Below are 26,993 nucleotides of genomic sequence, written 5' to 3' on the forward strand. Positions count from 1 at the left end.
TGCTCATGTGGCCTGGACCAGCATGGCCTTCAGCGTGGCCAGCGTGTCCGCATCCGCGATGGCCTTGTCGTCACGCCGGCGCAGGATGCGGGGAAAGCGCACGGCGATGCCCGCCTTGTGGCGGCTGGACGCGGCGATGCCTTCGAAGCCGATCTCGAACACCATCGTCGGCTTGACGCTGCGCACGGGGCCGAATTTTTCTATCGTCGTCTTGCGGATGGCGGCGTCGACTTGGCCGATCTCCGCATCCGTCAAGCCCGAATACGCCTTGGCGAACGGCACCAGCTTGCGCTCGCCTTCCTCAACGTCATCCCAGACGGCAAACGTGTAATCCGTGTACAGCGACGCGCGCCGGCCGTGACCCGCCTGGGCGTAGATCAGCACGGCGTCGATCGAATACGGGTCGATCTTCCACTTCCACCAGGTGCCCACATCTTTCGTGCGACCCACACCATACGCGGCAGACATGGCCTTGAGCATCATGCCCTCCACCCCGCGCGCCCGCGATTCAGCGCGGATGGCCGCCAGCGCCTCCCAGCTTGCCGCCACTATGCGCGGCGACAAACGCAGCGCGGGAGAAGCCACGCCGGCCACTACCGCTTCCAGCAGCGCGCGGCGCTCGAGCTGGGGCAGCTGGCGCACGTCCACGCCATCAAGTTCCAGCACATCGTAGGCCACGAGCACGGCCGGCAGCTCGGCCAGCAGCTTGGACGACACGCTCTTGCGGCCCATCCGTTGTTGCAGATCGGCAAACGGCGCCGGCACGTCGCCCGGCTGCCAGACGAGGATTTCGCCATCGAGTACGGTACCCTCGGGCAAGGCCAGCTGCGCCAGCTCGGGAAACCGCTCCGTGATCAATTCCTCGCCACGCGACCACAGCCAGTTCACGCCTTCGCGGCGCAGCAGCTGGGCGCGCATGCCGTCGTATTTCCACTCGACCAGCCAGTCGCCGATATCACCGAGACTCTGCGGCTCCGCCTGCAAGGGATGGGCGAGGAAGAACGGATACGGCTGGCCGCCGCGCAGCGCATGTTCGCCATCGGACTGCGCGGCGATCAGTTTGAGAAAGCCCGCGCTCGTGGGGCTGACCTTGCCATCGGTCCAACCCATCAGGCGCTGGGCGATCAGCTTGCTGTCGACGGCGGCGATGGAGGCCAGCGCGCGCGTCACCAGCAGTTTGGACACGCCCACGCGAAAGCCGCCGCCGATCAGTTTGATCAGCAGGAAGCGTTCGCGCGTTTCCAGTTCGTCCCAGTAGGCCAGCAAGTCGGCGCGGATGGTCTCGGGCGGCGCGCCGCGCAACGGTGCGATGCGCTGCTCGACCCACTCGGCCAGGCCGACGTCGCTGCGTTTGGCGGGCGCGGGCAGGATCAGGGCGATGGTTTCGGCCAGGTCGCCCACGGCGTGATAGGCCTCGTCGAACAGCCAGGCGTCGAGGCCCGCCCGCTCAGTCGCATACTCGCGCAGCAACTTGGTGGGCACGGCCTGGCGCGGCTTGCCGCCGGCCAGGAAGTACACGGCCCAGGCCGCATTCTCGGGCGAGGCGCCGCGAAAATACGCTTGCAGCGCCGCCAGCTTGCGGCTGGTGGAGGTCGTCTCGTCGAGTTCCGCGTACAGCCGGGCAAAGTCACGCATGGGCGACGTCCTCCGCTGCCGTGGACGCACCGGGCACGCCGTCATCGGCCTCGTCGTCGCCATACTCCGTCTCGAAGCCGCCCGCCTGCCAGCCGTTCTGCTGCAGCCAGCGCACCATCACGGGAATCGAGCCGTGCGTGACGATGATGCGTTCGGCCTGCGTGGCCTTGATCGCTTGCATCAGGCCAGGCCAGTCGGCATGGTCGGACAGGACAAAACCCCGGTCCACGCCGCGCCGCCGGCGCGCGCCGCGCAACAGCATCCAGCCGCTGGCGAACGCATCGCTGTAGTCGCCGAAACGCTTCATCCACGGCGAACCGGCGGCCGACGGCGGCGCGATCACCATCGCCGTCTTCAGGGCCGCCTTGTCCGTCACGTCGCCCACCAGCACGGTGGCGGGCAAGGCCACGCCCGATTCGCGGTAGACCTGCGTCAAGGCCTGCGCCGCGCCGTGGCAGATGATGGGGCCGATGGAAGGATCGAGCCCGGCCAGGATGCGCTGCGCCTTGCCGAAGGCATAGCAGAACAGCACACTGGTGCGCCCTTCTGCCGCATTCCTGCGCCACCACTGGTTGATGTCGTCATAAACTTCCTGCGGCGCCTGCCAGCGGTAGATGGGCAGGCCGAACGTCGATTCCGTAATAAAGGTATCGCAGCGCACGGGCTCGAACGGTACGCACGTGGGGTCCGGCTGCAGCTTGTAGTCGCCCGACGCCACCCACACTTCGCCGCCCACTTCCATGCGCACCTGGGCCGAGCCCAGCACGTGGCCGGCCGGATGCAGCGACACGCGCACGCCGTGGTGCTCGATGGTCTCGCCATACGCGAGGCCCTGGATGGACACGGCGCCCAGGCGCGCGCGCAATACTTGCTCGCCGGGCGCGGCGCACAGGTAGTGCCGATGCCCGACACGCGCATGGTCGGCGTGCGCATGCGTGATGATGGCGCGCTCGACGGGACGCCACGGGTCGATGTAGAACTGCCCCGGCACACAGTACAAGCCTTCCTTGCGCACCACCACCATGTCTGCCATGCCCTGCCCCCTGCCTTAAAAAAAGCGCGTTGGAATGGGCTGATTCTAGCGCTCTTGCGCCAAATCACTGTTCGGCAGCGCACCATGGCTTCACGCGGGGACGACGAACTCGGCCATGAAGGTACGCCTGGTGTTTTCCGGAAAGGCAATGGTGACCTGGTCGCCCGCCACGGACAGCACGGTGCCAATCTGGTAGCGGGGCACGCGCACGCGGCTGCCGACGGCGATCTGGGGCGCCGGTGCTGGCGGTGGCGTTTCAGCAGGCGCGGGCGGGAATTCGTCCAGGCTGATGGGCGCGGCCAGCGCGGGCGGCGACTGGCAATTGTCGCAGGTGCAGCAGCGCTCGAAATCGCCGGCATCGCCAAAATAATCGAGCAGCAGTTTCCAGCGGCACAGGCCGCTTTGCGCATACGCCACCATCTGCTCGAGCGCCTGCTTGTCGCGCTCCTGCTTGTCGACATAGATCTGCGACAGCTGCGCATACGCAGGCGTGGCGGCCGACTGGGCTGTCAAGCGGTAGCCGAGCTTGCGGTCCTGGCGCAGCAGCTTGCCGTCTTTTAACAGTTTCAGGCACACCTTCAAGTGGCCGTCGGAAAACTCGGGCAGGCGCGCTGCCAGGGCGGCGAACGCGAACGTGGCAGGCAATTCTTGCGCGGCCGCCACGATGGCGGCCAGTTCTTCGGCCGTGGGATAGTGCTTGGCCAGGAAGAATTGCTGCACCCGCTTGTCTTCCAGGAAGTACAGCAAGGTACAGTCGGCGGGCAAGCCATCGCGCCCTGCCCGGCCTGATTCCTGGTAATACGCTTCCAGGTTGGCCGGCACCTGCAAGTGGATGACGAAGCGCGTGTCGGGCTTGTCGATGCCCATGCCGAACGCGTTGGTGGCGACCATGATGCGGCGCTCGCCATTCATGAACAAGTCCTGGTTATGCTTGCGCTCGCGCGCCGCCAGCTTGCCGTGGTAGCACGTGACGCTCTCGCCCAATTCGCCCAGCCGCGCCGCCAGATCCTCGACAGCTCTGACGGTGGCCGCATACACGATGCCCACGCCGGGCGTCTCGCGCAGCAGGCGCAAGACTTCGTCCTGTTTCTCTCCCGCATTCGTGACCTGGATCACGCGGTAGCGCAAATTGGCGCGGTAGATGCCCGTGTTGATGACCTGCAGCTTGCGCGCTTCGAGCTGCGCGTCGATATCGGCTATCACTTCCCCGGTGGCCGTGGCCGTCAGCGCCAGCACGGGCGGACGGCCCAGCGCGCGCAGGGCGGCCGCGATTTCCAGGTAGGCGGGACGGAAGTCATGGCCCCACTGGGAAATGCAATGGGCTTCATCGATGACGACCAGGCTGGGCGGCGCGCTGGCCAGCAAGGACAGGAACTCGGGCATCGCCAGGCGTTCCGGCGTGCAAAAAATGATCAGCCTGCCGCCCTGGGCGATGCGGGCGATAGCGTCGTCCTCTTCGGCGCGCGACAGGCTGCTGTTGAGCTGCACGGCCGTGATGCCCAGTTCGTGCAGCTTTTCCAGCTGGTCCTTCATCAGCGAAATCAGCGGCGACACGACCAGGGTGGCGCCGGGCAACAGGGCGGCGGGCAGCTGGTAGCACAGGGACTTGCCGCTGCCGGTGGGCATGATGGCCAGGGTATCGCGCCCGGCCAGCACGCTGTCGATGACTTCCTGCTGGCCCGTGCGCAGCCGTGCCACGCCAAATACCGAGCGCAGCAGACGCTGGATGTGTCGACCAGACTTGTTCAGCGAAGCAAGCATCATTGCCATCCTAAAAGTAAAACCGCCATGCCGGCGCCACAGCGCCAGGGTGCAGCTACTTTACGGCCGGGCCTGGCGCGCCGCCATAGGACGGGCGCCACAGCTGACGTAGGAATTCAGGAAGCAAACAGGATGGCCCAGAACAGCATCAGCAAGCCGGCAATCGACACGCACCATACGAGCGTGCGCACGACGGGCACGCCAAACGCGTACAAGGGCAAGTACAGCACGCGCGCGGCCAGGTACAGGGCGGCGCCGTACAGGGTCAGCGCGCTTTCCTGCGCCGTCACGTGGGCGATCAGCACGGCGGCGGCGAACAGGGGCAGGGTTTCGAACAGGTTCGCCTGGGCCCGGCGCAAGCGGGCCGTGATCTTGCCCACGGGCGGGCCGTCGCCGTCGCGCGCGCTCACGTTATAGGCCGTGCCCGTTTCGCGCGTGCGAAACAGGGCGGGCAGCAGGATTTGCACCAGCGCCAGCACCAGGGTGCAGGCCAGCATCGTCAGTTCAGGAGTCATCCATTTGCCTCTGCAGAGTGAGACGGGCAAGCCATGCCGGCACGTGCCCGTCAGGGTTGGTCGAGTGCCGCTTGCAACTCCAGCAAATCATAGGGCTTGCGCAAGACGCTGGCGGAAAAGCCCAGTTCATCCATCGACTCCTTGCCATAGCCCGTGGAAAAGATGATGCGCATGCCCGGTTTATCGCGCAACACCATGCGCGCCAGCGCGATGCCGGACATGCCGGGCAGGCTGACATCCGTAAACAGGATATCGAAGTCTTGCTCGTTGAGCAATTTCCACGCCGCCTCGCCATCGGACACGCCGCTGACCGTGTGGCCCAGCATGCCCACCAGTTCGCACACCATCAGCTGCGAATCGAGATTGTCTTCCACCACGAGTATCTTCATCGATGTCGGCATGTCCCCCTGCGGTTCTGGCGCATGCCCCGTCAAGTCCAGCCCCGGCGTGCCGCCTGCCAGCACGCTGGCCGCCAGGCCGCCACCCGCTTGCGTGCCGGCCACCGGTGCGCCGGACCGTTCAAACTGGCGCGCGCGCATTTGCTGCTGGCGGTTGGCCAGCACATGGCGCAGCTTGCGCGCCAGCTCTTCGCGCCGGTACGGTTTGCTGAGCAATTCCACTCCCGCGTCGAGTCTGCCTTCGTGCACGATGACATCCTGCGCGTAGCCCGACGTAAACAAGACGGCGATATCGGGCTGCAACTCGCGCGCCTGGCGCGCCATCTCCGTGCTGCTGACGGGACCGGGCATGATCACGTCCGTAAACAGCAAGTCGATCTGCGCGCCGCTATGCAGCACGGCCAGCGCGCTTTCGCCATCCTCAGCCTTGAGCACCTTGTAGCCGAGCGCGCCCAGCATATCGACGACGGTGGTGCGCACGCCCACGTCGTCTTCCACCACGAGCACCGTTTCCGTGCCGCCCGTGACGACGCCACTCAGTTCCAGTTCCTCGTCCGCTTCCGCCATCAGGGAACGGGGTAAATAGATTTTGACTCCCGTGCCCACGCCAGGTTCACTGTAAATACGGATATGGCCGCGGCTTTGCGTGACAAAGCCATACGCCATCGACAAGCCCAGGCCCGTGCCCGCGCCTTCCGGCTTGGTGGTGAAGAACGGCTCGAACGCGCGCTGCAGCACGGGGCCGCTCATGCCGCGGCCCGTGTCCGTCACCGACAGCATCACGTACTGGCCGGCAGGCACGTCGACCAGGTTGTGCACATACTGTTCATCGAGCACGACGTTGCCCAGCTCGATGGTCAGCTTGCCCACGCCATCCATGGCGTCGCGCGCATTGATGGCCAGGTTCAGGATGACGTTCTCGATCTGGCCGCGGTCGACCAGGGTATTCCACAACCCGCCGCCGCCCACCAGCACGATGTCGATCGCTTCGCCCAGGGCGCGCCGCAGCAGCGCATCCATGTTGCGCACCACGCGCGCCAGGTCGGCCACCACCGGTTGCAAAGGCTGGCGCCGGGCAAACGCCAGCAGATGCGACGACAGCTTGGCGCCCCGCTCGACGGCGGCAATCGCCGTATCGAGGCGCTGGCGCATGACGCCATCCGTGCCCGCCAAATGCTGCAGCAAATGCAAATTGCCGGAAATGATTTGCAGCACATTATTGAAATCGTGCGCGATGCCGCCCGTCAGCTGGCCCACGGCTTCCATCTTTTGCGCCTGGCGCAAGGCGTCTTCCGCCTTCGTGCGCTCACCGACCTCCTGTTCGACCCGGTGCTCGAGCGTTTCGTTCAATTCATGCAGCGCTTTTTCCACGCGGCGCCGGTCCGTGATATCCGTCTTGACGGCGATCAAGGAACGCGTCTGTCCCTGTTCATCAACCAGACGGCTGACATTACTCGACACCCACACTTGCGAGCCGTCGGGCTTCAGGTAGCGCTTTTCCAGCGAGAACGATTCGCCCGTTTCCACCAGGCGCTGGAACAGCACGCTGTTGCCGGGCACGTCCGCCGGATGCATGATGTCGTTCATGTTCAGGCTCAACAGCTCTTCGGCCGAGCGGCCCAGCATGCAGCACAGGGCGCCGTTGACCCTCTGGAAGCTGCCGTCGAGGCCCAGTTCGGACAAGCCCACCGAGGCCTGGCCGAAAATGGCCGCCATGCGCTCCTGGCTGGCGTTCAGTTCATCCTCGATCTGGCGCCGCTCCGTCACATCGAACGACACGCCCACGTAGCGGCGCTGGCCCGGCACGCGGCCTGCCACCACCTCGCCCTGGCGCGCGATCCAGCGCAGCGCGCCATCGGCCGGGCGGCGGATGCGGTACTCCACGTATTCGAGGGGATTGGGCGCCACAGCAAGCTTGCTCGGTCCGACCTTTTGCTGGTCGCGCGCATCGACCAGGCTCACCAGCAAGCGTTCCGTCACTTCCACCTCGTCGGCAATGCCCCACAGGCGGCGGAAGGTGGGCGACACCAGCATCGCGCCCGTCTCGGGGAACCATTCGAAGGTGCCGATGCCGCCGGCCTGCTGGGCCAGGCGCAAGCGCTCCTCGCCTTCCATGCGTTCGGTGACGTCGATGCCTTCGACGAGGATGCCCGTGACCGCGCCCTCGTCATCCTTGATGGGCTGGTAGACGAAGTCGATCTGGCGCTGGCCCGTCTGCCCGTCCGCCGTCTGCAAATCCACCTTCACCTGGCGTCCCTCGTACGGTTCGCCCGTGCGGTAGACCTGGTCGAGCAGTTCGATGAAACCTTGCTCCTTGACTTCAGGCAAGGCCGCTTCGACTGTCTTGCCCAGCAGATCGCGGTGACCGACCAGGCGCAGATAATGTTCATTCGCCAGCTCGAACACGTGCCGCGGCCCGCGCAGCATGGCCATGAAACTGGGCGCCTGCTGGAACAGGGCGCGCAGCAGCGCGCGTTCCTCGCCCAGGCGGCGGTTGGCCGCGCGCACGGCCTCGCTCTCGGCCTGCAAGGTCGTGTTGAGTTTGCCCAGCTCGGCCGTGGCCAGCTTCAGCTGGCGCCCTTCTTCCATGCGCGCCGTCAATTCCAGTGCCGTGCACAGCACGCCGTCCACCTGGCCCTCGTCGCCATGCACGGGCGTATAAAACAGGTCGAAGCAGACGTCGGTGCGCTGTCCGCCGCGCAACAGCGGCAAGCAGCATTCTCGGTGCACCTGTGTTTCCCCGCGGAACCCCGTTTCGAGGATGCGCGCATTCCAGCCCCAGATTTCAGGCCAGATGGCCGGCACCGTGCCGCCCAGCGCGGCAGGATGGCGCTCGCCTGCGATCTGGATGTAATCGTCGTTGTAAATCATCACGTGCTGCGGGCCCCACATCAGCACCATCGCCATCGGCGAATTGAGCACGATGTCGACGCTGGTGCGCAAATGGGCGGGCCAGCCATCGAGCGGGCCCAGGCTGGTGGCGGACCAGTCGCGCTGGCGCACCAGCTCGCCCATATTGCCGCCGCCGCGCGGCCAGGCTGGCGCGCTCATGTAACCAATCCCGCTTGCACGCGCACCTGGCACTGGCGCGGGATGCGCACGGTCGCCAGCGTGCCCTGCGCGGCCGTCGAACTGATCTCGACCGTGCCGCCGTGGGCCTTGACGAACATGTTGACCGTGTACAAGCCCAGCCCCAGGCCCTGTCCCGTCCTGCGCTTCTCGCCCGCCTGCTGGAATGGTTCGAACAGGGTCGGCAGCAAGGCGGCCGGGATGGCGCCGCGATTGGCGATGCGCAACTCGATATGGTCGGCGGCGCGTCCATCGAGGTCCAGTTGCACGGGCGTGCCCGGCTCGCCATGCGTGATGGCATTGTTTAACAGATTCGAGATGACTTGCGACAGCAAACCCGCATCGCCTTGCCCGTGCAGATTACCCGCGCTGTCGACCTCGACCAGCGGCGCCTGGCCCGCCGTCTCGAATTCCTCGACGATGGCGCGCGCCAGCGCCAGGTAGTCGTGCGTGCTGCTGCGCAACTCCATCGTGCCGGAACGGATGCGCGCCAGGTCCAGCAGCTGGTCGACCATGCGCCCCATGCGCTTGGCGCTGCTTTCGATGCGCTGCGCCGTGACGATCACCTTCGGGTGGTCGCTCATCATCGGCAACAGCATGGCGCCGTTCATCACCACCGACAAGGGCGTGCGCAAGTCGTGGCCCAGCACGGCAGTGAACAGTTCATTCAGGTGCAAGGCATGCTTGAGCTCGTCGAGCTGGGCCGACAATTCGCGTTTCTGCTGGTACAGCTGGACCAGCACGGCCACCTTGCTTTGCAAGGCCTTCACGTCGATGGGCTTGTAGAGGAAATCGACGGCGCCCGCCTCGTAGCCGCGGAAGCTGTAGCTCGGTTCGCGCGACGCCGCCGTCAGGAAGATCAGGGGAATGCTGCGCGTGCGCTCGCTGCCGCGTATCAGCTCGGCCAGCTCAAAACCATCCATGTGCGGCATTTGCACGTCAATCAGGGCCAGCGCCACTTCATGCGTCAACAGCAATTCCAGCGCTTGCGCGCCCGAGCTTGCTTTCAGGATGACAATACCGGGCCGTGCCAGCACGGCTTCGGCGGCGACCAGGTTTTGCGCGATGTCGTCAACGACGAGGATATGGATAGGTGCGGTCACGGAATCATCTTCAGGCATCGCAACGGCAAGATGCCATCGTGTTTCGATATGAACATCAACATTGTTTCAATTCTCACATATATTACACGCACTACACCACTCTCATTCACTTGTGTTCGCCATCGCCGAGCAATGCCAGGCTGGCGGCCATCTGCGGCAAATCGAGCACGCGGTCGGCGCCCGCCAGCTTGAGCGCGGCCGCCGGCATGATGCCACAACTGGCCCGCTGCGGGTCTTGCACCCAGGCACTACCGCCCAGCTGCCGCACGCGCGCCAGGCCCGCCGCGCCATCGGCCGAAGCGCCCGTCAGGATAATGGCCAGCATGGTTCGCCGGTAAGCCAGCGCCGCCGTTTCCAGCAAGACATCGATGGACGGGCGCGAAAAATACACGGGCGCTTCCTGCGACAGGGAAAAAAAGCCATCGGGCTCGACTTGCAGGTGGTAGTCGGGCGGCGCGAAATACACGACGCCCGCTTGCAGCGGTTCCTTGTCCTGCGCCTCGCGCAAAGGCAGCTGGCAACGTTCCGCATACAGCTGCGGCAACTGGCTCGAGCGGCCCGGCGCCAGATGCAGCACCACCACGACGGCCGCGCGGCAGGTGGCGGGCAAGGCGCGCAGCACGATGCCCAGCGCTTCCACGCCGCCGGCCGAGGCGCCGATGGCGATCAGGCGCAGGCCGGCGGGCGGTGGCGCGACGTCGCAGCCTGGCAGCATGTCAGGCACGCTGGAAGATGCGTTCGGCCGGGCTCAGCTCGTTGAAGCTGTCCGCATGGCGGCTGAAATGCAGGCTTTCCTTCATGCCCAGACCCAGGAAGCCCCGGTTCACCAGCGCTTCGTGGAACAGGCCCAGGCTGCGGTCTTGCAAGTCTTTGTTGAAGTAAATCATGACATTACGGCAGGAAACCATGTGCACCTCCGAAAACACGCTGTCCGTCGCCAGGCTGTGGTCGGCGAAGACGAACTGGCGCCGCAAGCGCCGGTCAAAGATGGCGCCCTTGTAGGCGGCCGTGTAATAGTCGGATAGCGAGCGCTTGCCGCCCGCCAGCTGGTAATTCTCGCTGAACTGGGCGATGCGTTCGATGGGATAAATGCCCGCTTCAGCGGCGGCCAGCGCTTCCACATTGATGTCGGTCGCATAAATCATGCTGCGCTCGAGCAAGCCCTCTTCTTCGAGCAAGATGGCCAGCGACCATACCTCTTCGCCGCTGCTGCAGCCGGCCACCCAGATCTTGATCGAGGGATAGGTATGCAGGATGGGCACGACTTTTTCGCGCAGGGCACGGAAATACGCGGGATCGCGGAACATCTCGCTCACTTGCACCGTGAAAAACTGCAGCATCTGCGCGAACATGGCCGGCTCGTGCAAGATGCGGTCCTGCAATTGCGACAGGCTGGCGCAGCCGAAGCGCTCCATGGCCTGGCGCATGCGCCGGCGCAGGGAGGCCACGGAATAATCGCGGAAATCGTGCTGATAGCGCAGCAGTATTCCCTCAAGCAATAACTTCAGTTCTATATCGAAAATATCGTCATCTAACAACATCCACCTCATCGGATACCTGACCGTTGAACAGCGTGCAAAGCGCAGCGCGCAGTCACTGCCAAATGCTAGCAGATCGCCGGCAATTATCCTGTAGAGAAAGTTTCAGTTAGGTACGCTGGCGTACACTCACGCGTTTTTTTCGGCTCTGTCCTCGACAAGTAGGGGAATTCCGGGAATCTTCCCGTGTCCCTGCTGTCTGACTGAGCATCGCAGACAAGCGGGAGCCTTCCATGCAGCCAGCCCAATGGAAAACCTTCATCGCCCAGTTCGCCGAACTGAACCGCCGCCAGCGCCTGGCGGGCATCGCCCTGCTGCACTGGGCCGCATCGCAAGACGTCGCCGTGGCATTGATCGAAAGCGTGGCCCGCCAACAACCGCACTGTCCGGTTTGCAACAGCAACCATGCTCACCGGCACGGCCATGCGCACGGACTGCAGCGCTACCGTTGCGTGCCTTGCGGCCGCACCTTCAATGCACTCACCGGCACGCCGCTTGCCCGCTTGCGCCACAAGGCGCTGTGGCTTGAGTATGCCCATTGCATGCTGACATCGGATTCCGTGCGTAAGGCGGCGTTACAGCTGGGCGTGCACCGCAATACCACGTTTCGCTGGCGCCACCGGTTTTTATCATTGGCAAAAACGGACCGGCCCCATCGCCTGCATGGCATCGCCGAAGCGGACGAGCTGTATGTACTGGAATCGGAGAAGGGATCGCGGCATTTGACGCGCCCGGCGCGGCGCCGTGGTGGTCATGCCTTTAAACGTGGCATATCGAATGAGCAAGTCTGCATCCTGGTGGCGCGTGACCGCACTGGGCAAACCCTCGATTTCGTCACGGGAAAGGAGCACTGACCAAGGCACAGCTACATGCTTGCCTGCCACCCGTCATCGACAAGGATATCTTGCTGGTCACCGATGGTCATGCCGCCTACCGCGCCTTCGCCCATGAAGCAGGGGTCAGCCACCAGGCCGTCAACTTGCGTGCCGGCATCCGCGTGCGGGGCGCCGCCCACGTGCAAAACGTCAATGCGTATCACAGCCGCTTGCGGGATTGGCTACGGCCGTTTCACGGCGTAGCCACACGCTACCTGTCGAATTACCTGGGCTGGCGCTGGATACTCGACGCCGGGCGCATCCGCTCGCCAGAAACATTATTGAAGGCAACACTAGGAGCATTCCCACATCTAACGGTGACATAGCCTTTTTTCAGGCATCCACGCCCTTCATGCCTTCCTCCGTATAGCGCGCGCCGGCCGCCATGCCCAAGGGAAAGGCCGCGTTCATCGCCACCAGTTCCGCCCCGTCCAGCCGCACGGCCAGCGCGCCGAGGTTGTCGTGCAAATACGCGATGCGCTTGGTGCCGGGAATGGGAATGATGTCGTCGCCTTGCGCCAGCAGCCAGGCCAGCGCCAGCTGGGCCGGCGTGCAGCCTTTTGCGCGCGCGATGTCCCTCACTTGCGCGACGATGGCCTGATTGCGCGCCAGGTTATCGGCGGCAAAGCGGGGATTGAACTGGCGAAAGTCGCCCGCGTCGAGGCTGGCCGCATCGGCAATGGCACCCGTCAAAAATCCCCGGCCCAGCGGACTGTAGGCAAAGAAGCTGGCGCCCACGTCGCGGCAGGCGGCCAGCACGCCCTGCTCCGGTTCGCGCGTCCACAGCGAGTATTCGCTCTGCACGGCCGCCACGGGGCAGATGCCCGCCGCGCGCCGCAAGGTGGCGGCGCTCACTTCGCACAGGCCCACTGCGCGGATCTTGCCCTCTTGCAGCAGTTGCGCCAGCGCGCCCATCGACTCTTCCAGTGGCGTCTCGAGGTTCAGGCGGTGCAGATAGAACAGGTCGATGCGCTCCACGCCCAGGCGCGCCAGCGACGCTTCGCACGCCTGGCGGATGTAGGCGGGGGAATTGTCGACGCGGCGCGCATAACTGCCCGCCTCGCGCGCCAGGCCGCACTTGGTGGCGACCAGGGCCTGGCCGCGATGGCTGGTCAAAAAGCGCCCCAGCAATTGTTCGTTGTGGCCGAAACCGTAGGCGTCGGCCGTGTCGAACAGGGTTACGCCCGCCGCCAGGGCCGCTTCCAGGGTGGCCAGGGATTGCGCCTCGTCCGTGGCGCCATAGAATTCCGACATGCCCATGCAGCCCAGGCCCAATGCCGAACTGCTCATACCGTTATTGCCGATGCGTCGCTGTTGCATGCTGCTCTCCTCAGTTGTTGACTCGATGCCGCCAGTCTGGGCCGCGCCGGATGACAAGGGAATGCCCGATTTCGTGATACCTTTCTGGTATGAGAGCCCTCGATACCCATGCCTTGACCCTGTTTTGCGCCGTCGCCCGCTGCCTGAACTTTCGCCAGGCTGCGGAGCAATTGCACATGACCCAGCCGCCATTGTCGCGCGCCATCAAGGGACTGGAAGACAAGCTGGGCGCACGCCTGTTCGAACGCGACACGCAAGGCGTGGCCTTGACGCCAGCGGGCCGTACCCTGCTGCCGCAGGCGCTGCACATCCTCGATTTGCTGGAGATGGCACAGCAATCGCTGCGGCAAGACAGCGCACCCGCGCGCCTGCGTCTGGGCTTGACCAGTTCCGTGGCGGCCGGCCTGTTCCGTCCTTTGCTGGCGGCACTGGAGGAGCAACTGGGCAATGTCCGCCTGGAATTGACGGCGGCCCCGTCGCCGCGCCTGGTCGCCGCCGTGCGCAAGGGCCAGCTCGATGCGGCCCTGCTTGCCTTGCCCAGCGCCACGTTCGAACTGGCCGTGCAGCCGCTGGCGCGCCAGCCCATGATGCTGGCCCTGCCCGCCGGGCACCGGCTGGCGAAGAGGCGCAAGCTCAGCCTTGCTGACATCGCCCAGGAACCCATCTACTGGTTCGAACGGGCGCGCCAGCCCGCCTTTTTCGACCATTGCCAGCAAGTGTTCCGCCGGCATGATTTCGCGCCGCATTTCCTGCGCGAAGCACCCGACCACCATGTGCTGCTCGGCGACGTGGCCGCAGGCAAAGGCATGGCGCTGCTGGCCGACTCGTTCCGCGCGCTGCGCATGGATGGCGTGATCTACCGGCCATTGGCGGAAGGCGAGGAATTGGCGGCCGGCATCGGCCTGGCCTGGCAAGCCGACCACGGCCATGCGGCCCTGCTCCTGCTGCGCCAGCTGGCGCAGGAATATCTGAAACAGTGACGGCCGCGCGCGGATGCGCCAGACGCGCTACCATATCGCCTTCCCCATTTTCAAGCGCCACCACGACCATGACGTTTACCATCAGCGACGCCGCCTACGGCACCGATACCCCCGCCGCCAAGCAAGCCATGTATGCGGACTTGCGCGCGCAGCTGCAAGGCTTGCTGTCAGGCGAGACCGACTTCATCGCCAATACGGCCAACTTCAGTTCGCTGGTCTTCAACACCATGCCGGGCCTCAACTGGGCCGGCTTTTATTTCCTCAAGGGCGAGGAATTGGTGCTGGGACCGTTCCAGGGCAAGCCCGCCTGCATCCGCATCAAGAAGGGGCGCGGCGTGTGCGGCACCACGGTGGTCGAAGGCAAGTCCATCGTCGTGCAGGACGTGCATGTATTTCCCGGCCACATCGCCTGCGACGTCAATTCCCGTTCGGAACTGGTGGTGCCCGTGTTTTCAAATGGCCAGATCATCGGCGTGTTCGACCTCGACAGCCCGCTCGTCAGCCGCTTTGACGACGTCGACGCGCAAGGCGTCGAATCCTTGGTGCGCGTGCTGGAAGCGGCTATCGTTGCTGAATAACTAGTTGCCCGCCTTGACGGCGATGAATTCGCCCTTGCCGACCGTCGCCAGGCACGTCGTGTAGCGGCTGTCGGCGCGGATGGCTTCGATGAAGCCGGCCATGTCCGCGTAGTGCGAACTGGCGTTGTCGACCACCAGCACGCCGCCTGCCGCCAGCGCGCGGTCCAGCTGCGGCCACCACTGCGCGTATTGCTGGCGCGCGGAATCGAGGAAGATGAAATCGTAGGCGCCGTCCGCCGCATCGCGCAGCACGTCGCCCGCGTCCGCCAGCAGCTGGCCGATCACGCCCTGCAATTGCGCGCGCACGAAGTTGTCGTGCGCCATGTCGAACTTGTCCTGCGCCTTTTCCACCGTCACCACCTTGCCGCCCAGCGCCTGCACGGCGCGCGCCAGCCACAAAGTGGAATAGCCGTTCGAGGTGCCGATTTCCAGCACCCGCCGGGCACCGCGCGCGTGCACCATCACGGCCAGCAATTCGCCCGTGTCGCGCGTGATGTTGAGCATGCGGCTGGCGCGCGCGGTGTGCGCCGCATCATTGGTGTTACCGAATGCTTCGAGTTCACTCAACAGAGTATCGATGCTGGGCATGGCGCCTCCTTGTTCAAAACACCAGCATAGCAAAAAAACTATGCCGGTGCACGGCGCAGCGGACGTTTCAGATACTGCACCATCACCACGCCCAGCAGGGTCACGCCGCCACCGATCACATCGTAGCTGTGCAAGGTTTCACCGAGGAACAGCATGGCGATGATCACCGTGAACACGGGCAGCAGATTCATCAAGGTCGTCGCGCGGCTAGGCCCCAGCTTGGCCAGGCCATGCATCCACAAGAACGGTGCGATGATGGAGGCGGGGATGCCGGCAAACAGCACCAGCGGCAAACCGGCACCGGTGACGGGCGGCGCGGACTGGCTCAGGTAGTACACGAACAGCACGGGCACGGCGCACCACACCTGGATCAGCAGCGAATGCCAGTTATTCAGGGGAATCTTCCAGCGCTTGAGCAGCACGCCATAGCCCGCATACGACAGGCAGGCCAGCAGCATCAGCGCGTCACCCACGGCCGCGCCATGGGCCAGCAGGGCGGCCGGGTCGCCATGGCTGAGCAGGTAAGCCAGGCCCAGCAGTGACACCAGGCCGCCGAACACGCCGCCCACGGTGGGCGCCTCACCGAGCAGCAGCACGGACAGGCCCACGGCCAGCAGCGGCATCATCGATGCGAGGATGCCCATATTGGTGGCCGTCGTCGTTTGCGCGGCGATGTAGGCGAGGCACTGGTACATGACCATGCCCAACATACCCAGCACAAACAGTTTGCCCAGATACGGTCGCACCACGGAGCGCTGCTTCCATACGGGACGGGCAAACACGAGCGCCAGCAGCACGCCGGCCAGCAGCCAGCGGTAGAACGAGATGGCGGCCGGATCGATCACGCCGACGGCCATCTTGCTGACGATGGTATTGATGGCCCAGATCAGCACGGCGATCACGGGTAACAGATAGTGCTTCACTTGCATGCGGCGTACTCCAGTATTCAGGACCGCCATTTTCGCATGGTCCGATTCCATGGATATAATGCATAGCGGACAATCGATGCGAAGAACAGGACAAAGACACCATGGCCAGCAACCAGCATTTCCCCGCCGTTTCCGACGCCCTGCCCCATCCCGTGTATTTCCGCCTCGACGATTACCGCGCGCACCAGCAATTCGATTACCAGAGCCATCCTTGGGGACAGCTCACGTATTGCTCCACGGGCGTGATGGAAATCATGGTCGCGGGCCAGCGCTACCTGTCGCCGCCCCAGTACGCCGTGTGGATACCGCCCGAGACTTTGCACGACGGCTATATCCGCCAGGATGTCGTGTTTCACTCGGCCTACATCGACGCCAGCCTGTGCGCGCAGTTGCCGGCCCAGCCGTGCGCGCTGGTCATGAGCCCCCTGCTCAAAGCCATCCTCGGCGACTTTGCCGGGCGCCATGTCACCACGCCCGCCACCGAAGCCGACCAGCGCCTGGCGCAGGTGCTGGTCGACCAGCTGCAGCTGGCGCCGTGCAGCCGCAACTATCTGCCTGGCAGCGACGAGCCCGTCATTGCGGCGCTGCTTGCGGCCCTGCAGGCGGAGCCCGGCAGTAACCGCTCACTGGCCGAGTGGGCCGCGCAACTGCACGTCACGGAGCGCACCCTGGCGCGCCGCTGCCAGCGCGAACTGGGCATGCCGTTCGGCGAATGGCGCCAGCGCCAGCGCTTCCTGGCCGCCCTGCCCCTGCTGGAACGGGGCGACACCGTGCAGGCGATCGCGCTGGAACTGGGCTACAGCACGGCTTCCGCTTTCATCGCCATGTTTCGCCGCCAGAGCGGCGGCACGCCCGACCAGTTCCGCCGCGGCCTGCGCTGAAAAAGCGGGTCCGCTTTGTCATGGTTTGTCATATTGGGATGCTAAAATTCAAACATCTTTCCAGAGAGCAAAAGGACGCACATGAACCCCAGCACCGAGACGGCCACCGATACCCAAGGCAACGAGGACATGCCCCAGGCATCAGCAACGGCCGTGACGGCGCCAGCGCCCCTCAAGCTCGACAAGGAAGAGATACCGACGGTGCTGGGCAAGCTGCGCACCCTGGTGCAGGACAAGACGCGTTTCGAACCGCACGACATCACGCCGCTGGACGAGGAAGACGTGCTGCAGGAGTTTTCGCTGCAAGCGAACTACGCGCTCGAGGCGCGCTTCGAGCAGCGCGTCATCAATGGCTATTTCACGCCAGCGGGCAATGACTGCCGCTGCGGCTCCCACGAGGTGGGAGCGCTCGCTAACGCGCAGGAGAAGGAACGGCTGCGCCGCGCGGCGGGCAAGCTCGACAATGCCTTGCGCCAGCCAGGCCAGGCCTACAACGGCGTCGAGGCGGGCGTCTACCTGCCGCACGCCGTCAAGTACTGGCACCTCGATACCTGCAACAACTGCACCGGCAGCGGCCGCATCAACTGCCACACCTGCTACGGCTCGACGACGGAAACATGCTGGAACTGCCACGGCGGGCGCACCGTCAGCTGCGACGCGTATGGCTGCTACGGCAGCGGCAAGGTGTCGTGCTCGTATTGCAGCGGCAGCGGCACGGTCTCCGAACAAGTCACCGACTACATCACGGTGCAAGTGCCCACTACCACCTACAGTAACGGCAGCTCGCACACCAGCTACCACAGCGAGACGCGGCCCCAGTACCGCACCGAGTACCGCTCTTGCTACCATTGCAGCTACGGCAAGGTCAGCTGTAACACTTGCCACGGTTCCGGCAACATCAATTGCGGCACCTGCCGCGCCAGCGGCAAGGTCACGTGCCGCACCTGCAGCGGCGTGGGCGACTTGCGCTGCAACCCGTGCGACGGCTCCGGCAAGGTGGGCAAGGCGGCCTGGGTCGACGTGCATGTGACGCCCGGCTACAGCGTCAGCCTGCCCAAGCAGGCGCCCGATGACGCGCGCCGCATCCGCGACAAGGAGAGCGTGCACTCACTGGCGGCCATTGCCAGCAGCCTGGCACTGGCGAAAGTGAGCATTTACAATGAAGACCAGCCGCAGGAGGTCGACGCCCTGTATGCGGCCAAGCTGCGCATCGTGCGCCTCGATGCATCGTGCAACGCGGAAAAGCACCACCTGGTTGCGTACGGCACGGACTTGCGCTGGCTGACCCTGGACGACATCGTGGAAAAGCTGCTGCGCGGCGACCTCAAGGCGCTCAGCGACGCGCTGGCCGGCAGCGCCGACGACGGCCTGTTCTCGGCCCACGTGCAGGGTTTGCTGACGCCGCTGCGCGACGTGGCCGCCTCGGAACTGAATGCGGACGTGATCGAGTCCGTCCTCAGCGGCGACGCGGACCACGCGCACGTCGATGTCGTCTCCGCCGACTATGCCAACAATGTACGTACCTGCGTGCTGGGCGCCCTGCGCCAGGTCTACACGCGGCTGGCCAAGCAATTCTGGTGGAAAAGCGTACTGGCCGCACTGGCCGCCGCCATCGCCACCTGGTTCTTCGCCGGACGCGGGGCGGCCGCCGTCGCAGGCCTGCTCGTCACGGGCGCCGGCTACTGGCTGTTCAACCGCAAGGTGAAAGCCGTGCTGAGCGAGGCGCTGGGCGGCGAGCAGCAAGCCGAGCGGGCCATGGGCATCGCCGGCAAGGGCCGCCGCAACCAGCTGGCGCAAGTGCTGATCCTCGCGCCCGCCACTCTGGCCGTGCTGGCCGCCAGCTATGGCTTGCCGGTGCGCGTGCGCCCAGCTGCTCCACCGCCGCAAACGGCCATGGCATCGGCGCCCATCGCGCCCCATGCGCCAGCCCCAGTGCCGCCAGATGCGAGTAGCGCCAAGGCCGTCAAGCTGTACGAAAATGGCGACAAGGTGCAGGCGCTGGCCATGCTGGAAAGCCTGGTCGGCAAGGGCGACGCCGGCGCGTATGGCCTGTATGGCTGGATGCTGCTGATGGGCGAAGGCAAGCCGGGCCCCATCACGGCGCCAACGGCGCAGCAGCGCGAAGCGCGCCATGTGGCCGCCAAGCCCCTGATCGGCAAGGGCCTCGTGAAGAACGACAGCTATGCGCTGGCGGCGAAAGGCGTGATGCTGGCCGAAGGCTGGCAGGAACCGCGCAACATGGCGCGCGGCCTCGACCTGCTGAAACAGGCCGCGAACAAGGGCAATGCGCAAGCCATGCACTTATTGGGCCTGTACCACGTGCGCGGCTACCAGATTCCCGTCAACCACAAGGAAGCGCGCAAATGGTTCACCCTGGCCGCCGACAAGGGCAGCGCGGGCGACATCTACAACCTGGGACTGATGGACTGGGAAGGCGCGGGCTTGAAACGCCCCGACCGCGCCAGCGCCATGCAGCGCTGGAAGATCGCGGCCGCCATGGGCGAAGAACGGGCCATCAAGGCTGTGGCCCAGGGAAAACCTTAAGCGGCTGCCGCCAGCGCCTGCAGCGCCATCGGGTTCGGCGTCGGCTCGGCGATTTTCGTCAGCAGGTTGCGGTCCGTGTGGTGGAACGGTTCGTCCTTGCCTCGGATGAGCATGACCGTGTCTTCGTCGTAGCCCCACGTGCCATCGGCGTGGATATCGACCTTGATCCGGTATTCGACGGTGGTGAACGCGTGTTCGAGGAAGGGGTTCGAGCAGATGCCGTACGCCGTCGAATCGCGCTTGGCCACCAGTTCGAAACTGGTGGCGTCCGCCGTCGTCGTGCCGGACGCCATGGCGATCTGGCCGCGCGGGATGGCCAGGGTCTGGATCACGGCGCCCGTGGCCGGCTCCCACAGCCAGTAGCCCACCTGCTCATGGTACGTTTTGACTTGATCCGGCTTGGTGATGTGGATGTAGTAGCGCAAGCCGTAGAACAGTTGCGGGCCATTGGTGACGGGGTCGATCGGCTGCAGTTCGATGCGCTCGACGAAGGCCTGCTTGCGCGGGCCGTCCGCTTTCGGCTTGACGTCCAGGCCGCGCGTGCCCGTCCAGATGCCGGCCATGCCCGTCAAGGGGCCCAGGTTGTTCAGGGTGTGCACGTCGGCGGACGGCTCGGTGTAGATATCTTCGGGAAAATCGCTCATGCGGAAGTCTTCAAAATGGGGCAACAGTGCTTGCCGCCATTGTAAGACGCGCGCCCGCCGGCGGCAAAGCGCCAGCCGTCAGGGAAACTGCGTAGTGTGGCGCTCGATGAACAGCAGGGCGGCAGCGGCCAGCGCGGGGCGCTGCGCTTCGAACACCGTTTCGTCGCGCGTTTGCAGCAGATTGGCGGCCACCTCGGGCAGGTCCAATGCACCGGCGATGAGCGCCGCCACTGCGTCGATATTCGCGTACAGGGCGCTGTCGTAGCCTTCCCAGTCCACATAGGCCAGCCACTCGGCCAGCATCACCATGCCGGCGACGGGCGGCGCCAGGGCCGCGATGCGCTCAGCGCGCAGCACGCTGTCGCTGCCGATGCCTTCCTGCTGCAGCACGGCCAGCGCCACGTGCTGCAGCGCGTCTTCCGGATCGCGCCGGTACTTGTTCAGCAGACGCTGTGTGAGCGTATAACGTTCGGCGTCGATGCCGCGCAAGGCGGCCGCCACGTCGTAATCATGCAGCGCCAGGTGACGCGCCGCGCAAGCGACATCCACGCCGGCTTTCGCGGCGACGATATCGGTGAGCTGCTGCCGGCGCGCGTCATCCATGCTTACACCAGCGGTTCGGTCGAACCGGTCAGGGTAAAGATTTCAAAGCCCGTTTCCGTCACGGCCAGCGAGTGCTCGAACTGCGCCGACAGCGAGCGGTCCTTCGTCACCGTCGTCCATTTGTCGGGCAAGACCTTGACCTGGTAGCTGCCCACGTTGAGCATCGGTTCGATCGTGAAGATCATGCCCGGTTCCAGCACGATGCCCGTGCCGGCGCGGCCGTAATGCAGCACTTGCGGCGTGTCATGGAAGACCTGGCCCACGCCATGGCCGCAGAAGTCGCGCACGGAGGAAAACCCCTGCGCCTTGGCTACCGCTTCGATGGCGGCGCCCACGTCGCCAAGGGTCGCTCCGGGACGCACGGTGTGGATGCCGGCCATCATGGCGTCATACGCCGTGTTGACGAGGCGGTTGGCCAGGATGGAGACGGCGCCCACCTTGAAGGTGCGGCTGGTATCGCCGAACCAGCCGTTGAACTTTGGCGTCACGTCGATGTTGAGGATGTCGCCCACTTTGAGGATCTTGGTCTCGGACGGGATGCCGTGCGTGACCACGTTATTGACGGAGATGCAGCTGGCGTGCTTGTAGCCGTGGTAGTCGATGGTGCCGGGGATGGCGCCGGCCGCGCGCATGAATTCTTCGCACAGGGCGTCGAGTTTGGCCGTCGAGACGCCCGGCTTCACGAAAGGCGCGATGTAGTCGAGCGTGTCGGCGGCGATGCGGCCGGCCGCGCGCATGCCGATGAAACCTTCTTCGTCGTGCAGCGGGATTTTCTTGCCGTGTTCAAGCTGGGTGGAATAGCGCATGGGGATTCTTTTCTTTGTTAGTGTGAGGTGGTATGGGCGGCCCAGCCGCGCACGGCGTCGTGCGAGGCACGCAGCATGGCGTCGACGCTGGCCGGTATCGGCCGCTCCTGGGTCAGGTAAGGTTTGACGACGGCCACGGGCGCATCGATCAGCACGAATTTGAGCAGCATGTGATCGAGGTCCAGTTCCGTGGTGGCGGGCATGGCTTCGGCGCAGCGGACAAAGCAGGCGTCGAGCGCGGCCTGCTCCTCTTCCACGGCGGCCAGCAATTCCTCGCTGAGGCCACTGTTGAAATCGGGGCTGTCCGCGCATTGCAGCAGGAAGCGCGCATACACGGGCTTGCGCCGGCACCAGTCCAGCAAGCCATGCACGCCGGCCCAGGTGTCGCCGCCGAGCCAGCGGCTGGCCACTTCCTCGCGGAAGTCGCTTTTTACGCGCAGCCACGCGCGCGCCAGGATGGCGTTGCGCGAATCGAAGCGGTGATACACGGAGCCGATGGGCGCGCCGGCCTTGACGGCGATGGCGGCCATCGAGACGGCGCCCACGCCGCACTGGGCGGCGACGGCGATCGCGCTGTCGATGAAGTTGTTTTCGTTGAATTTAGCTAGTCTGACCATTCAAATAGAATACAGATTCTATTTGAATTCGTCAAGCACCCAACCATGGACCCACACGAGCGGCAACACGACTGGCCCTGCTGCCTTACAATGGTATGCACGAACCGCCACAAGGAGAATCCGCTTGCTTACGCCCCCCTTCATCGCCTCCTCCCGCTTCGACGATCCACGCCTGGCGCTGGAACAGGTGCAAGCCATTTACCGCAGCAGCATCGAACACTTGCGCGATGCGCTGCAGCGCTTTGTCGCCGGCGAAGACATGCACGAACGTGTGCGTGCCTGCTACCCCTTCGTGCGCATCCAGACGGACACCGTGGCGCGCGCCGACTCGCCGCTGGCCTACGGTTTTGTCGCCGGTCCCGGTGTGTTTGAAACCACCTTGACGCGCCCCGACCTGTTCGGCGATTACTACCTGGACCAGTTCACCCTGCTGCTGAAAAACCATAACAGCGGCCAGAAGGTGCACCTGGAAGTGGGCGTGAGCGCCCAGCCCATCCCCGTGCATTTCTCGTTCGCCGAGCATGACCATATCGAAGGCAATATGGATGCGGGCCGCCGCCTGGCCATGCGCGACCTGTTCGACCTGCCCGACCTGTCGGCCATGGACGACGGCATCGCCAACGGCACGCACGAACCGGCACATGGCGAAGCGCAGCCGCTGTCGCTGTTCACGGGACCGCGCGTCGATTATTCGCTGCAGCGCTTGCGCCACTACAGCGGCACGTCGCCGCAGCACTTCCAGAACTTCGTCCTGTTCACCAATTACCAGTTCTACATCGACGAATTCATCCGCCTGGGCCACGCCATGATGGACCGCGCGCCCGATGCGGCCGCGCCTTCGGACGACGACGGCTACATCGCCTTTGTCGAACCGGGCAACGTGGTCACGCGCCGGGTCGGCCAGACAGTCGAAAGCGAGGATGCACTGGGCGCCGCGCCGCCGCGCCTGCCGCAGATGCCCGCCTACCATTTGCTGCGCGCGGACGGCAGCGGCATCACCATGGTCAATATCGGCGTCGGCCCCGCCAATGCGAAGACCATTACCGACCATATCGCCGTGCTGCGCCCGCACGCCTGGCTGATGCTCGGTCATTGCGCCGGCTTGCGCACCACGCAAAGCCTGGGCGACTACGTGCTGGCGCATGCGTATGTGCGCGAAGACCACGTGCTCGACGAAGACTTGCCGCTGTGGGTGCCGATCCCGCCGCTGGCGGAAATCCAGCAGGCGCTGCAAACGGCCGTGGCGGAAATCACCCAGCTGACTGGGCATGACCTGAAACACATCATGCGCACGGGAACCGTGGCCAGCACGGACAACCGCAACTGGGAATTGCTGCCGCAGCGCACGCCGGAGCGCCGTTTCAGCCAGAGCCGCGCCATCGCGCTCGATATGGAGAGCGCGACGATCGCCGCCAACGGCTTCCGTTTCCGCGTCCCCTACGGCACCCTGCTGTGCGTGAGCGACAAGCCGCTGCACGGCGAAATCAAGCTGCCCGGCATGGCCAATCACTTCTACCGCGAGCGCGTCGACCAGCATCTGCGCATCGGCATCCGCGCCGTGGAACTGCTGCGCCGCCAGGGCGTGGACAGGCTGCACAGCCGGAAATTGCGCAGCTTTGCGGAAGTGGCGTTTCAGTAATAGCGCCTTTCCCAGCGCCAGCCGCCCCTGCCGGGCGGCTTTTTTTTGTCCTGCTGCCCGCCTTGTTCACCCCCGACATTGTCACAAAAAAACCACAGCTGTCTAGACAGGCGATCAGCAAAGACCAAACTTTCAATGATAATTGAACATAATTGCAAATTTAATTTATTTAACAATTGAAATTTAATACTTTCCTGCTTGCCACAAATAAAATTCATCCACCTTCATTCTGCCTCGTGCCATGCACCTGAACAAATACCCGGCAGTTCTTGACAGTCAAGATCAAAAAATGGTCTGATGAATTGCAAATTTAAAATACTAAATTTGTAAACATAGTCATTTTGAAAATACTTTCAAATAGCTACATAAAACCCTAAGGAAACTAAAGTTTCCTAGTTGGAGGATGGACAATGATTGAAAAGAAATTGAGCAAATCCTTGCGCATGATGTTTGCCGGCACTTTGGTCATGAGCGCAGGTTTCATGCACCAGGCCGTCCAGGCGCAGGAAGCCAAGGCTGGCGAGGAAAAAGTGCAGCGTGTGGTCGTCACCGGTTCCGCCATCAAGCGCGTGGATGCCGAAACGGCCGCACCGGTGGAAATCTACAGCAAGAAAGATATCGAGCGCACGGGCGCCACCAGCGTCGCTGAACTGGTGCGGAACCTGGCTTCCATCGACATCAATGACCAGGGCGAACTGAGCGCCAGCTCGCCTTCCGGTTCCGGCACCACCAACATCAAGATGCGCGGCTTGAGCGAACGCAACGTGCTGATCCTGTTGAACGGCCGCCGCCTGCCGACCAATGCGCTGGCTGACGGTTCGGGCGCGGGCGCCGCGGTTGACGTCAACGCCATCCCGCTGAGCGCGCTGGAACGCATTGAAATCCTGAAGGATGGCGGTTCAGCCATTTATGGCGCCGATGCCGTTGCCGGCGTGATGAACTTCATCACCAAAAAGAACTACCAAGGCCTGGAAGCGAAAACCAGCTACGGCCAAAGCTCGCGTTCGGACGCCAAGGAAAAGACGGCCAACCTCGTGTACGGTTTTGGCGACTATGACACCCAGGGCTTCAACGTGCTGGCCACGGTCGACGTGTTCAAGCGCGATCCGATCTACCGCAAAGACCGCGACCTGACCAGTTCGGCCGACTTCCGCCGCTTTGGCGGTCCGGATGGCCGCAGCGGCTTCCATCCTAGCGGCAACATTGCCGGCGGCGGCACCCTCGTGCCTTGTCCACCGGGCGATTTGAGCGCCGGTTCCTGCCGTTTCGACGTCAACAAGACCTTGCTGACCTCGACCAACGGCGCCGACCGCGCCAGCGGCATGCTGATCGGCAGCCTGAAAATCAGCGACAGCATTCGCGCGTTCGCGGAATTTACCTATTCCGAAAGCAAGGACGACTTCTCGTCCCAGCCTGCGCCTGGCAACTTCGTATCCAATGGCAAGATCGTTGCCGGCCGCTTCATGCAAATGGGCCCGCGCCAGACCAACCGCAAGGGTACGATGACCCAGTTCTCGACGGGCCTGGAAGGCACGACGCGCGGCATCGACTGGGACGTCGCCATCGGCAAGGGCGTGAGCAAGGCCACCAACCGCGATTCGAACTATGCGCAGTCGGATCTGTTCAACGAAGCGATCGCCAATGGCACGATCGACCCGACCCGCACCGACAACCCGCAGGCCGCCGTCGACAAGATCCGTCTCACGCCTACGCGCGCCGGCAAGTCGGAACTGACCTTCTTCAACGCCAAGGCATCGGCGCCGATCATGGACCTGGCAGGCGGCGCGATGGCTTACGCCGTCGGCGTGTCCTACAACAAGGAAACGCTGAGCGACCAGCCCGACCAGAACCAGATCGATAACCTGGTCTTCGGCAGCATCCAGCAGGCTGCCGTGAAGGCGGACCGCAATTCCAAGGGCATCTTCGGCGAACTGTCGATTCCCTTCCTGAAAAACGTCGAAGCGCAAGTGGCCGTGCGCTATGACGATATCTCAAATGTCGGCAGCAAAACCAGCCCGAAACTGGCATTGCGCTACCAACCGCTGAACAACCTGATGTTCCGTGGTTCGTATGCGGGGAGCTACCTGGCGCCATCGTTGAAACAGATGTTTGGCGGCGTCGATGCGGGCGCCTACACGACCAACGATACTGATATCTGCAAAGCCTTCCCTTCGATCGCCGGCAATTGCACCAACTTCTCCTACTACGAGGTCTCCGGTTCCAACAAGGACTTGAAACCTGAAACGGGCAAGACCTACAACCTGGGCATGGTGTTCTCGCCAGTGAACTCGCTGACGGTCAGCGTCGACTACTTCAAGATCAACAAGAAGAACGAGATCGGCACCCTGTCGGAACTGAAGGCAATCGAGCGCGGCAACGTGGAAATCAAGAATGGCGACGCGCGCATCCTGCTGAACAACCAGAACCTGGCCACGACCGAAGTGCAGGGTTTCGATACGGACTTGCGCTACACGTCGCCGCAAACGATGTTCGGCAAGTTCACGATCCGCAATGCGTCCACCATCTACACCCGCATGGAAACGCAGGATACGGAAACCGATCCGGTGCAAAGCACGCTGAAGACGTTCATGAATCCGAAGTACCGCAACACGTTCACTGCCAGCCTGGAAAAGGACAATATGTCCGGTTCCCTGGTCATCCGCACGACGGGCGACATGATCGACTCGCCCTTGCGCCGCGACGAAATCAAGCCGGGCACCCGCACGATTCCTTCGCACACGGAAGTGGATCTGACGGGCCAGTACGTGGCGATGCAAAACCTGACCTTCACGGCTGGTATCAAGAACCTGTTCGACAAGATGCCACCATTTAGCGCGACGGGTGCCAGCAACCAGTATGGCACCCTGGGCTTTGCCCAGCTGTACAACGTGCGCGGCCGTTACTTCTACATCGGCGCAGGCTACAAGTTCATGTAAT

General features: G+C 64.1%; 21 protein-coding genes and 1 pseudogene. 7 read left to right on the top strand and 15 right to left on the bottom strand.

Annotated elements, in window-relative coordinates; genetic code table 11:
- Positions 1 to 3: 3 nt before the first annotated feature.
- The 8 genes from AC54AG_RS00645 to AC54AG_RS00680 form a co-directional block, all read right to left on the bottom strand.
- Entirely contained in the window at positions 4 to 1,635 is a 1,632-nt protein-coding gene (locus AC54AG_RS00645; protein WP_496629279.1) for an ATP-dependent DNA ligase, read from the bottom strand.
- The gene (locus AC54AG_RS00650; RefSeq protein ID WP_496629280.1) at positions 1,628 to 2,668 is read right to left on the bottom strand and encodes a ligase-associated DNA damage response exonuclease; all 1,041 of its coding nucleotides are present in this window, start codon (positions 2,666 to 2,668) and stop codon (positions 1,628 to 1,630) included. Before AC54AG_RS00650 ends, AC54AG_RS00645 begins: the two co-directional genes overlap by 8 nt.
- Before the next feature lie 90 nt (positions 2,669 to 2,758).
- Positions 2,759 to 4,429 (bottom strand): RecQ family ATP-dependent DNA helicase, encoded by a 1,671-nt coding sequence (locus AC54AG_RS00655; RefSeq protein WP_496629710.1) that lies wholly within the window; start codon positions 4,427 to 4,429, stop codon positions 2,759 to 2,761.
- 116 nt (positions 4,430 to 4,545) lie between these two features.
- Complete coding sequence (locus AC54AG_RS00660; protein ID WP_070303540.1) at positions 4,546 to 4,944, bottom strand: MAPEG family protein; 399 nt, start codon at positions 4,942 to 4,944, stop codon at positions 4,546 to 4,548.
- A gap of 50 nt (positions 4,945 to 4,994) precedes the next feature.
- On the bottom strand, positions 4,995 to 8,393 hold the full coding sequence (locus tag AC54AG_RS00665) for a hybrid sensor histidine kinase/response regulator (RefSeq protein WP_496629281.1): 3,399 nt from the start codon (positions 8,391 to 8,393) through the stop codon (positions 4,995 to 4,997).
- Positions 8,390 to 9,514 carry a hybrid sensor histidine kinase/response regulator gene (locus AC54AG_RS00670; protein WP_496629282.1) on the bottom strand — a complete coding sequence of 375 codons (1,125 nt, stop codon included), beginning with the start codon at positions 9,512 to 9,514 and terminating at the stop codon, positions 8,390 to 8,392. The genes AC54AG_RS00665 and AC54AG_RS00670 overlap by 4 nt, the downstream gene beginning before the upstream one ends.
- 106 nt (positions 9,515 to 9,620) lie before the next feature.
- Positions 9,621 to 10,229, bottom strand: coding sequence for a chemotaxis protein CheB (locus AC54AG_RS00675; RefSeq protein ID WP_496629711.1), 609 nt, complete (start codon positions 10,227 to 10,229; stop codon positions 9,621 to 9,623).
- Position 10,230: 1 nt separating this feature from the next.
- A complete protein-coding gene (locus AC54AG_RS00680) occupies positions 10,231 to 11,055 on the bottom strand; it encodes a CheR family methyltransferase (RefSeq protein ID WP_200873008.1) in 825 nt (274 codons plus the stop codon).
- 230 nt (positions 11,056 to 11,285) lie between these two features.
- Between AC54AG_RS00680 and AC54AG_RS00685 the strand changes: the two are divergent.
- Positions 11,286 to 12,253 (top strand): annotated as a pseudogene (locus tag AC54AG_RS00685) (IS1595 family transposase).
- 7 nt (positions 12,254 to 12,260) lie between these two features.
- Here the strand turns inward: AC54AG_RS00685 and AC54AG_RS00690 are convergent.
- Entirely contained in the window at positions 12,261 to 13,247 is a 987-nt protein-coding gene (locus AC54AG_RS00690) for an aldo/keto reductase (RefSeq protein WP_331778349.1), read from the bottom strand.
- 89 nt (positions 13,248 to 13,336) lie between these two features.
- On the opposite strand from AC54AG_RS00690, the gene AC54AG_RS00695 reads away from it, so the two are divergent.
- Both AC54AG_RS00695 and AC54AG_RS00700 read left to right on the top strand, forming a co-directional pair.
- Positions 13,337 to 14,227, top strand: a complete 891-nt coding sequence (locus AC54AG_RS00695) for a LysR family transcriptional regulator (RefSeq protein WP_496629283.1) — start codon at positions 13,337 to 13,339, stop codon at positions 14,225 to 14,227.
- A 68-nt stretch (positions 14,228 to 14,295) separates the two neighbouring features.
- Positions 14,296 to 14,805 carry a GAF domain-containing protein gene (locus AC54AG_RS00700; protein ID WP_496629284.1) on the top strand — a complete coding sequence of 170 codons (510 nt, stop codon included), beginning with the start codon at positions 14,296 to 14,298 and terminating at the stop codon, positions 14,803 to 14,805.
- On the opposite strand, the gene AC54AG_RS00705 is transcribed toward AC54AG_RS00700, so the two are convergent.
- Complete coding sequence (locus AC54AG_RS00705; protein WP_034750625.1) at positions 14,806 to 15,393, bottom strand: O-methyltransferase; 588 nt, start codon at positions 15,391 to 15,393, stop codon at positions 14,806 to 14,808.
- A 38-nt stretch (positions 15,394 to 15,431) separates the two neighbouring features.
- Entirely contained in the window at positions 15,432 to 16,322 is an 891-nt protein-coding gene (locus AC54AG_RS00710; protein WP_331778351.1) for a DMT family transporter, read from the bottom strand.
- Positions 16,323 to 16,423: 101 nt separating this feature from the next.
- Here AC54AG_RS00710 and AC54AG_RS00715 point away from each other — a divergent pair, with 101 nt between their 5' ends.
- Together AC54AG_RS00715 and AC54AG_RS00720 are read left to right on the top strand one after the other, a co-directional pair.
- On the top strand, positions 16,424 to 17,203 hold the full coding sequence (locus AC54AG_RS00715) for an AraC family transcriptional regulator (protein ID WP_034750628.1): 780 nt from the start codon (positions 16,424 to 16,426) through the stop codon (positions 17,201 to 17,203).
- A gap of 81 nt (positions 17,204 to 17,284) precedes the next feature.
- Positions 17,285 to 19,747 (top strand): tetratricopeptide repeat protein, encoded by a 2,463-nt coding sequence (locus AC54AG_RS00720; protein WP_496629285.1) that lies wholly within the window; start codon positions 17,285 to 17,287, stop codon positions 19,745 to 19,747.
- Here AC54AG_RS00720 and AC54AG_RS00725 read toward each other — a convergent pair.
- The 4 genes from AC54AG_RS00725 to AC54AG_RS00740 form a co-directional block, all read right to left on the bottom strand.
- Positions 19,744 to 20,391 carry an FABP family protein gene (locus AC54AG_RS00725; RefSeq protein WP_034750633.1) on the bottom strand — a complete coding sequence of 216 codons (648 nt, stop codon included), beginning with the start codon at positions 20,389 to 20,391 and terminating at the stop codon, positions 19,744 to 19,746. The two genes, AC54AG_RS00720 and AC54AG_RS00725, sit on opposite strands and share 4 nt — an antisense overlap.
- Positions 20,392 to 20,469: 78 nt before the next feature.
- Positions 20,470 to 20,994, bottom strand: coding sequence for a hypothetical protein (locus tag AC54AG_RS00730; protein ID WP_496629286.1), 525 nt, complete (start codon positions 20,992 to 20,994; stop codon positions 20,470 to 20,472).
- 2 nt (positions 20,995 to 20,996) lie between these two features.
- Positions 20,997 to 21,800 (bottom strand): type I methionyl aminopeptidase, encoded by an 804-nt coding sequence (map, locus tag AC54AG_RS00735; protein ID WP_051991081.1) that lies wholly within the window; start codon positions 21,798 to 21,800, stop codon positions 20,997 to 20,999.
- Between the two features lie 17 nt (positions 21,801 to 21,817).
- Positions 21,818 to 22,417 (bottom strand): TetR/AcrR family transcriptional regulator, encoded by a 600-nt coding sequence (locus tag AC54AG_RS00740; protein ID WP_331778353.1) that lies wholly within the window; start codon positions 22,415 to 22,417, stop codon positions 21,818 to 21,820.
- A gap of 124 nt (positions 22,418 to 22,541) precedes the next feature.
- Between AC54AG_RS00740 and AC54AG_RS00745 the strand changes: the two genes are divergently transcribed.
- Entirely contained in the window at positions 22,542 to 24,056 is a 1,515-nt protein-coding gene (locus AC54AG_RS00745) for an AMP nucleosidase (protein WP_034750639.1), read from the top strand.
- Positions 24,057 to 24,466: 410 nt separating this feature from the next.
- The gene (locus tag AC54AG_RS00750; RefSeq protein ID WP_331778354.1) at positions 24,467 to 26,992 is read left to right on the top strand and encodes a TonB-dependent receptor; all 2,526 of its coding nucleotides are present in this window, start codon (positions 24,467 to 24,469) and stop codon (positions 26,990 to 26,992) included.
- The last annotated feature ends 1 nt before the right edge of the window (position 26,993 follow it).

The sequence above is a fragment of the Janthinobacterium sp. BCJ23 genome, assembly GCF_059617945.1.

Coding starts and splice junctions, on each gene's coding strand:
- AC54AG_RS00705 (WP_034750625.1), bottom strand. CDS start 15,393: ATGCCCAGCATCGATACTCTGTTGAGTGAACTCGAAGCATTCGGTAAC.
- AC54AG_RS00710 (WP_331778351.1), bottom strand. CDS start 16,322: ATGCAAGTGAAGCACTATCTGTTACCCGTGATCGCCGTGCTGATCTGG.
- map (WP_051991081.1), bottom strand. CDS start 21,800: ATGCGCTATTCCACCCAGCTTGAACACGGCAAGAAAATCCCGCTGCAC.
- AC54AG_RS00730 (WP_496629286.1), bottom strand. CDS start 20,994: ATGGATGACGCGCGCCGGCAGCAGCTCACCGATATCGTCGCCGCGAAA.
- AC54AG_RS00740 (WP_331778353.1), bottom strand. CDS start 22,417: ATGGTCAGACTAGCTAAATTCAACGAAAACAACTTCATCGACAGCGCG.
- AC54AG_RS00715 (WP_034750628.1), top strand. CDS start 16,424: ATGGCCAGCAACCAGCATTTCCCCGCCGTTTCCGACGCCCTGCCCCAT.
- AC54AG_RS00660 (WP_070303540.1), bottom strand. CDS start 4,944: ATGACTCCTGAACTGACGATGCTGGCCTGCACCCTGGTGCTGGCGCTG.
- AC54AG_RS00655 (WP_496629710.1), bottom strand. CDS start 4,429: ATGCTTGCTTCGCTGAACAAGTCTGGTCGACACATCCAGCGTCTGCTG.
- AC54AG_RS00690 (WP_331778349.1), bottom strand. CDS start 13,247: ATGCAACAGCGACGCATCGGCAATAACGGTATGAGCAGTTCGGCATTG.
- AC54AG_RS00720 (WP_496629285.1), top strand. CDS start 17,285: ATGAACCCCAGCACCGAGACGGCCACCGATACCCAAGGCAACGAGGAC.
- AC54AG_RS00725 (WP_034750633.1), bottom strand. CDS start 20,391: ATGAGCGATTTTCCCGAAGATATCTACACCGAGCCGTCCGCCGACGTG.
- AC54AG_RS00675 (WP_496629711.1), bottom strand. CDS start 10,229: ATGCTGCCAGGCTGCGACGTCGCGCCACCGCCCGCCGGCCTGCGCCTG.
- AC54AG_RS00695 (WP_496629283.1), top strand. CDS start 13,337: ATGAGAGCCCTCGATACCCATGCCTTGACCCTGTTTTGCGCCGTCGCC.
- AC54AG_RS00650 (WP_496629280.1), bottom strand. CDS start 2,668: ATGGCAGACATGGTGGTGGTGCGCAAGGAAGGCTTGTACTGTGTGCCG.
- AC54AG_RS00700 (WP_496629284.1), top strand. CDS start 14,296: ATGACGTTTACCATCAGCGACGCCGCCTACGGCACCGATACCCCCGCC.
- AC54AG_RS00645 (WP_496629279.1), bottom strand. CDS start 1,635: ATGCGTGACTTTGCCCGGCTGTACGCGGAACTCGACGAGACGACCTCC.
- AC54AG_RS00680 (WP_200873008.1), bottom strand. CDS start 11,055: ATGTTGTTAGATGACGATATTTTCGATATAGAACTGAAGTTATTGCTT.
- AC54AG_RS00750 (WP_331778354.1), top strand. CDS start 24,467: ATGATTGAAAAGAAATTGAGCAAATCCTTGCGCATGATGTTTGCCGGC.
- AC54AG_RS00665 (WP_496629281.1), bottom strand. CDS start 8,393: ATGAGCGCGCCAGCCTGGCCGCGCGGCGGCGGCAATATGGGCGAGCTG.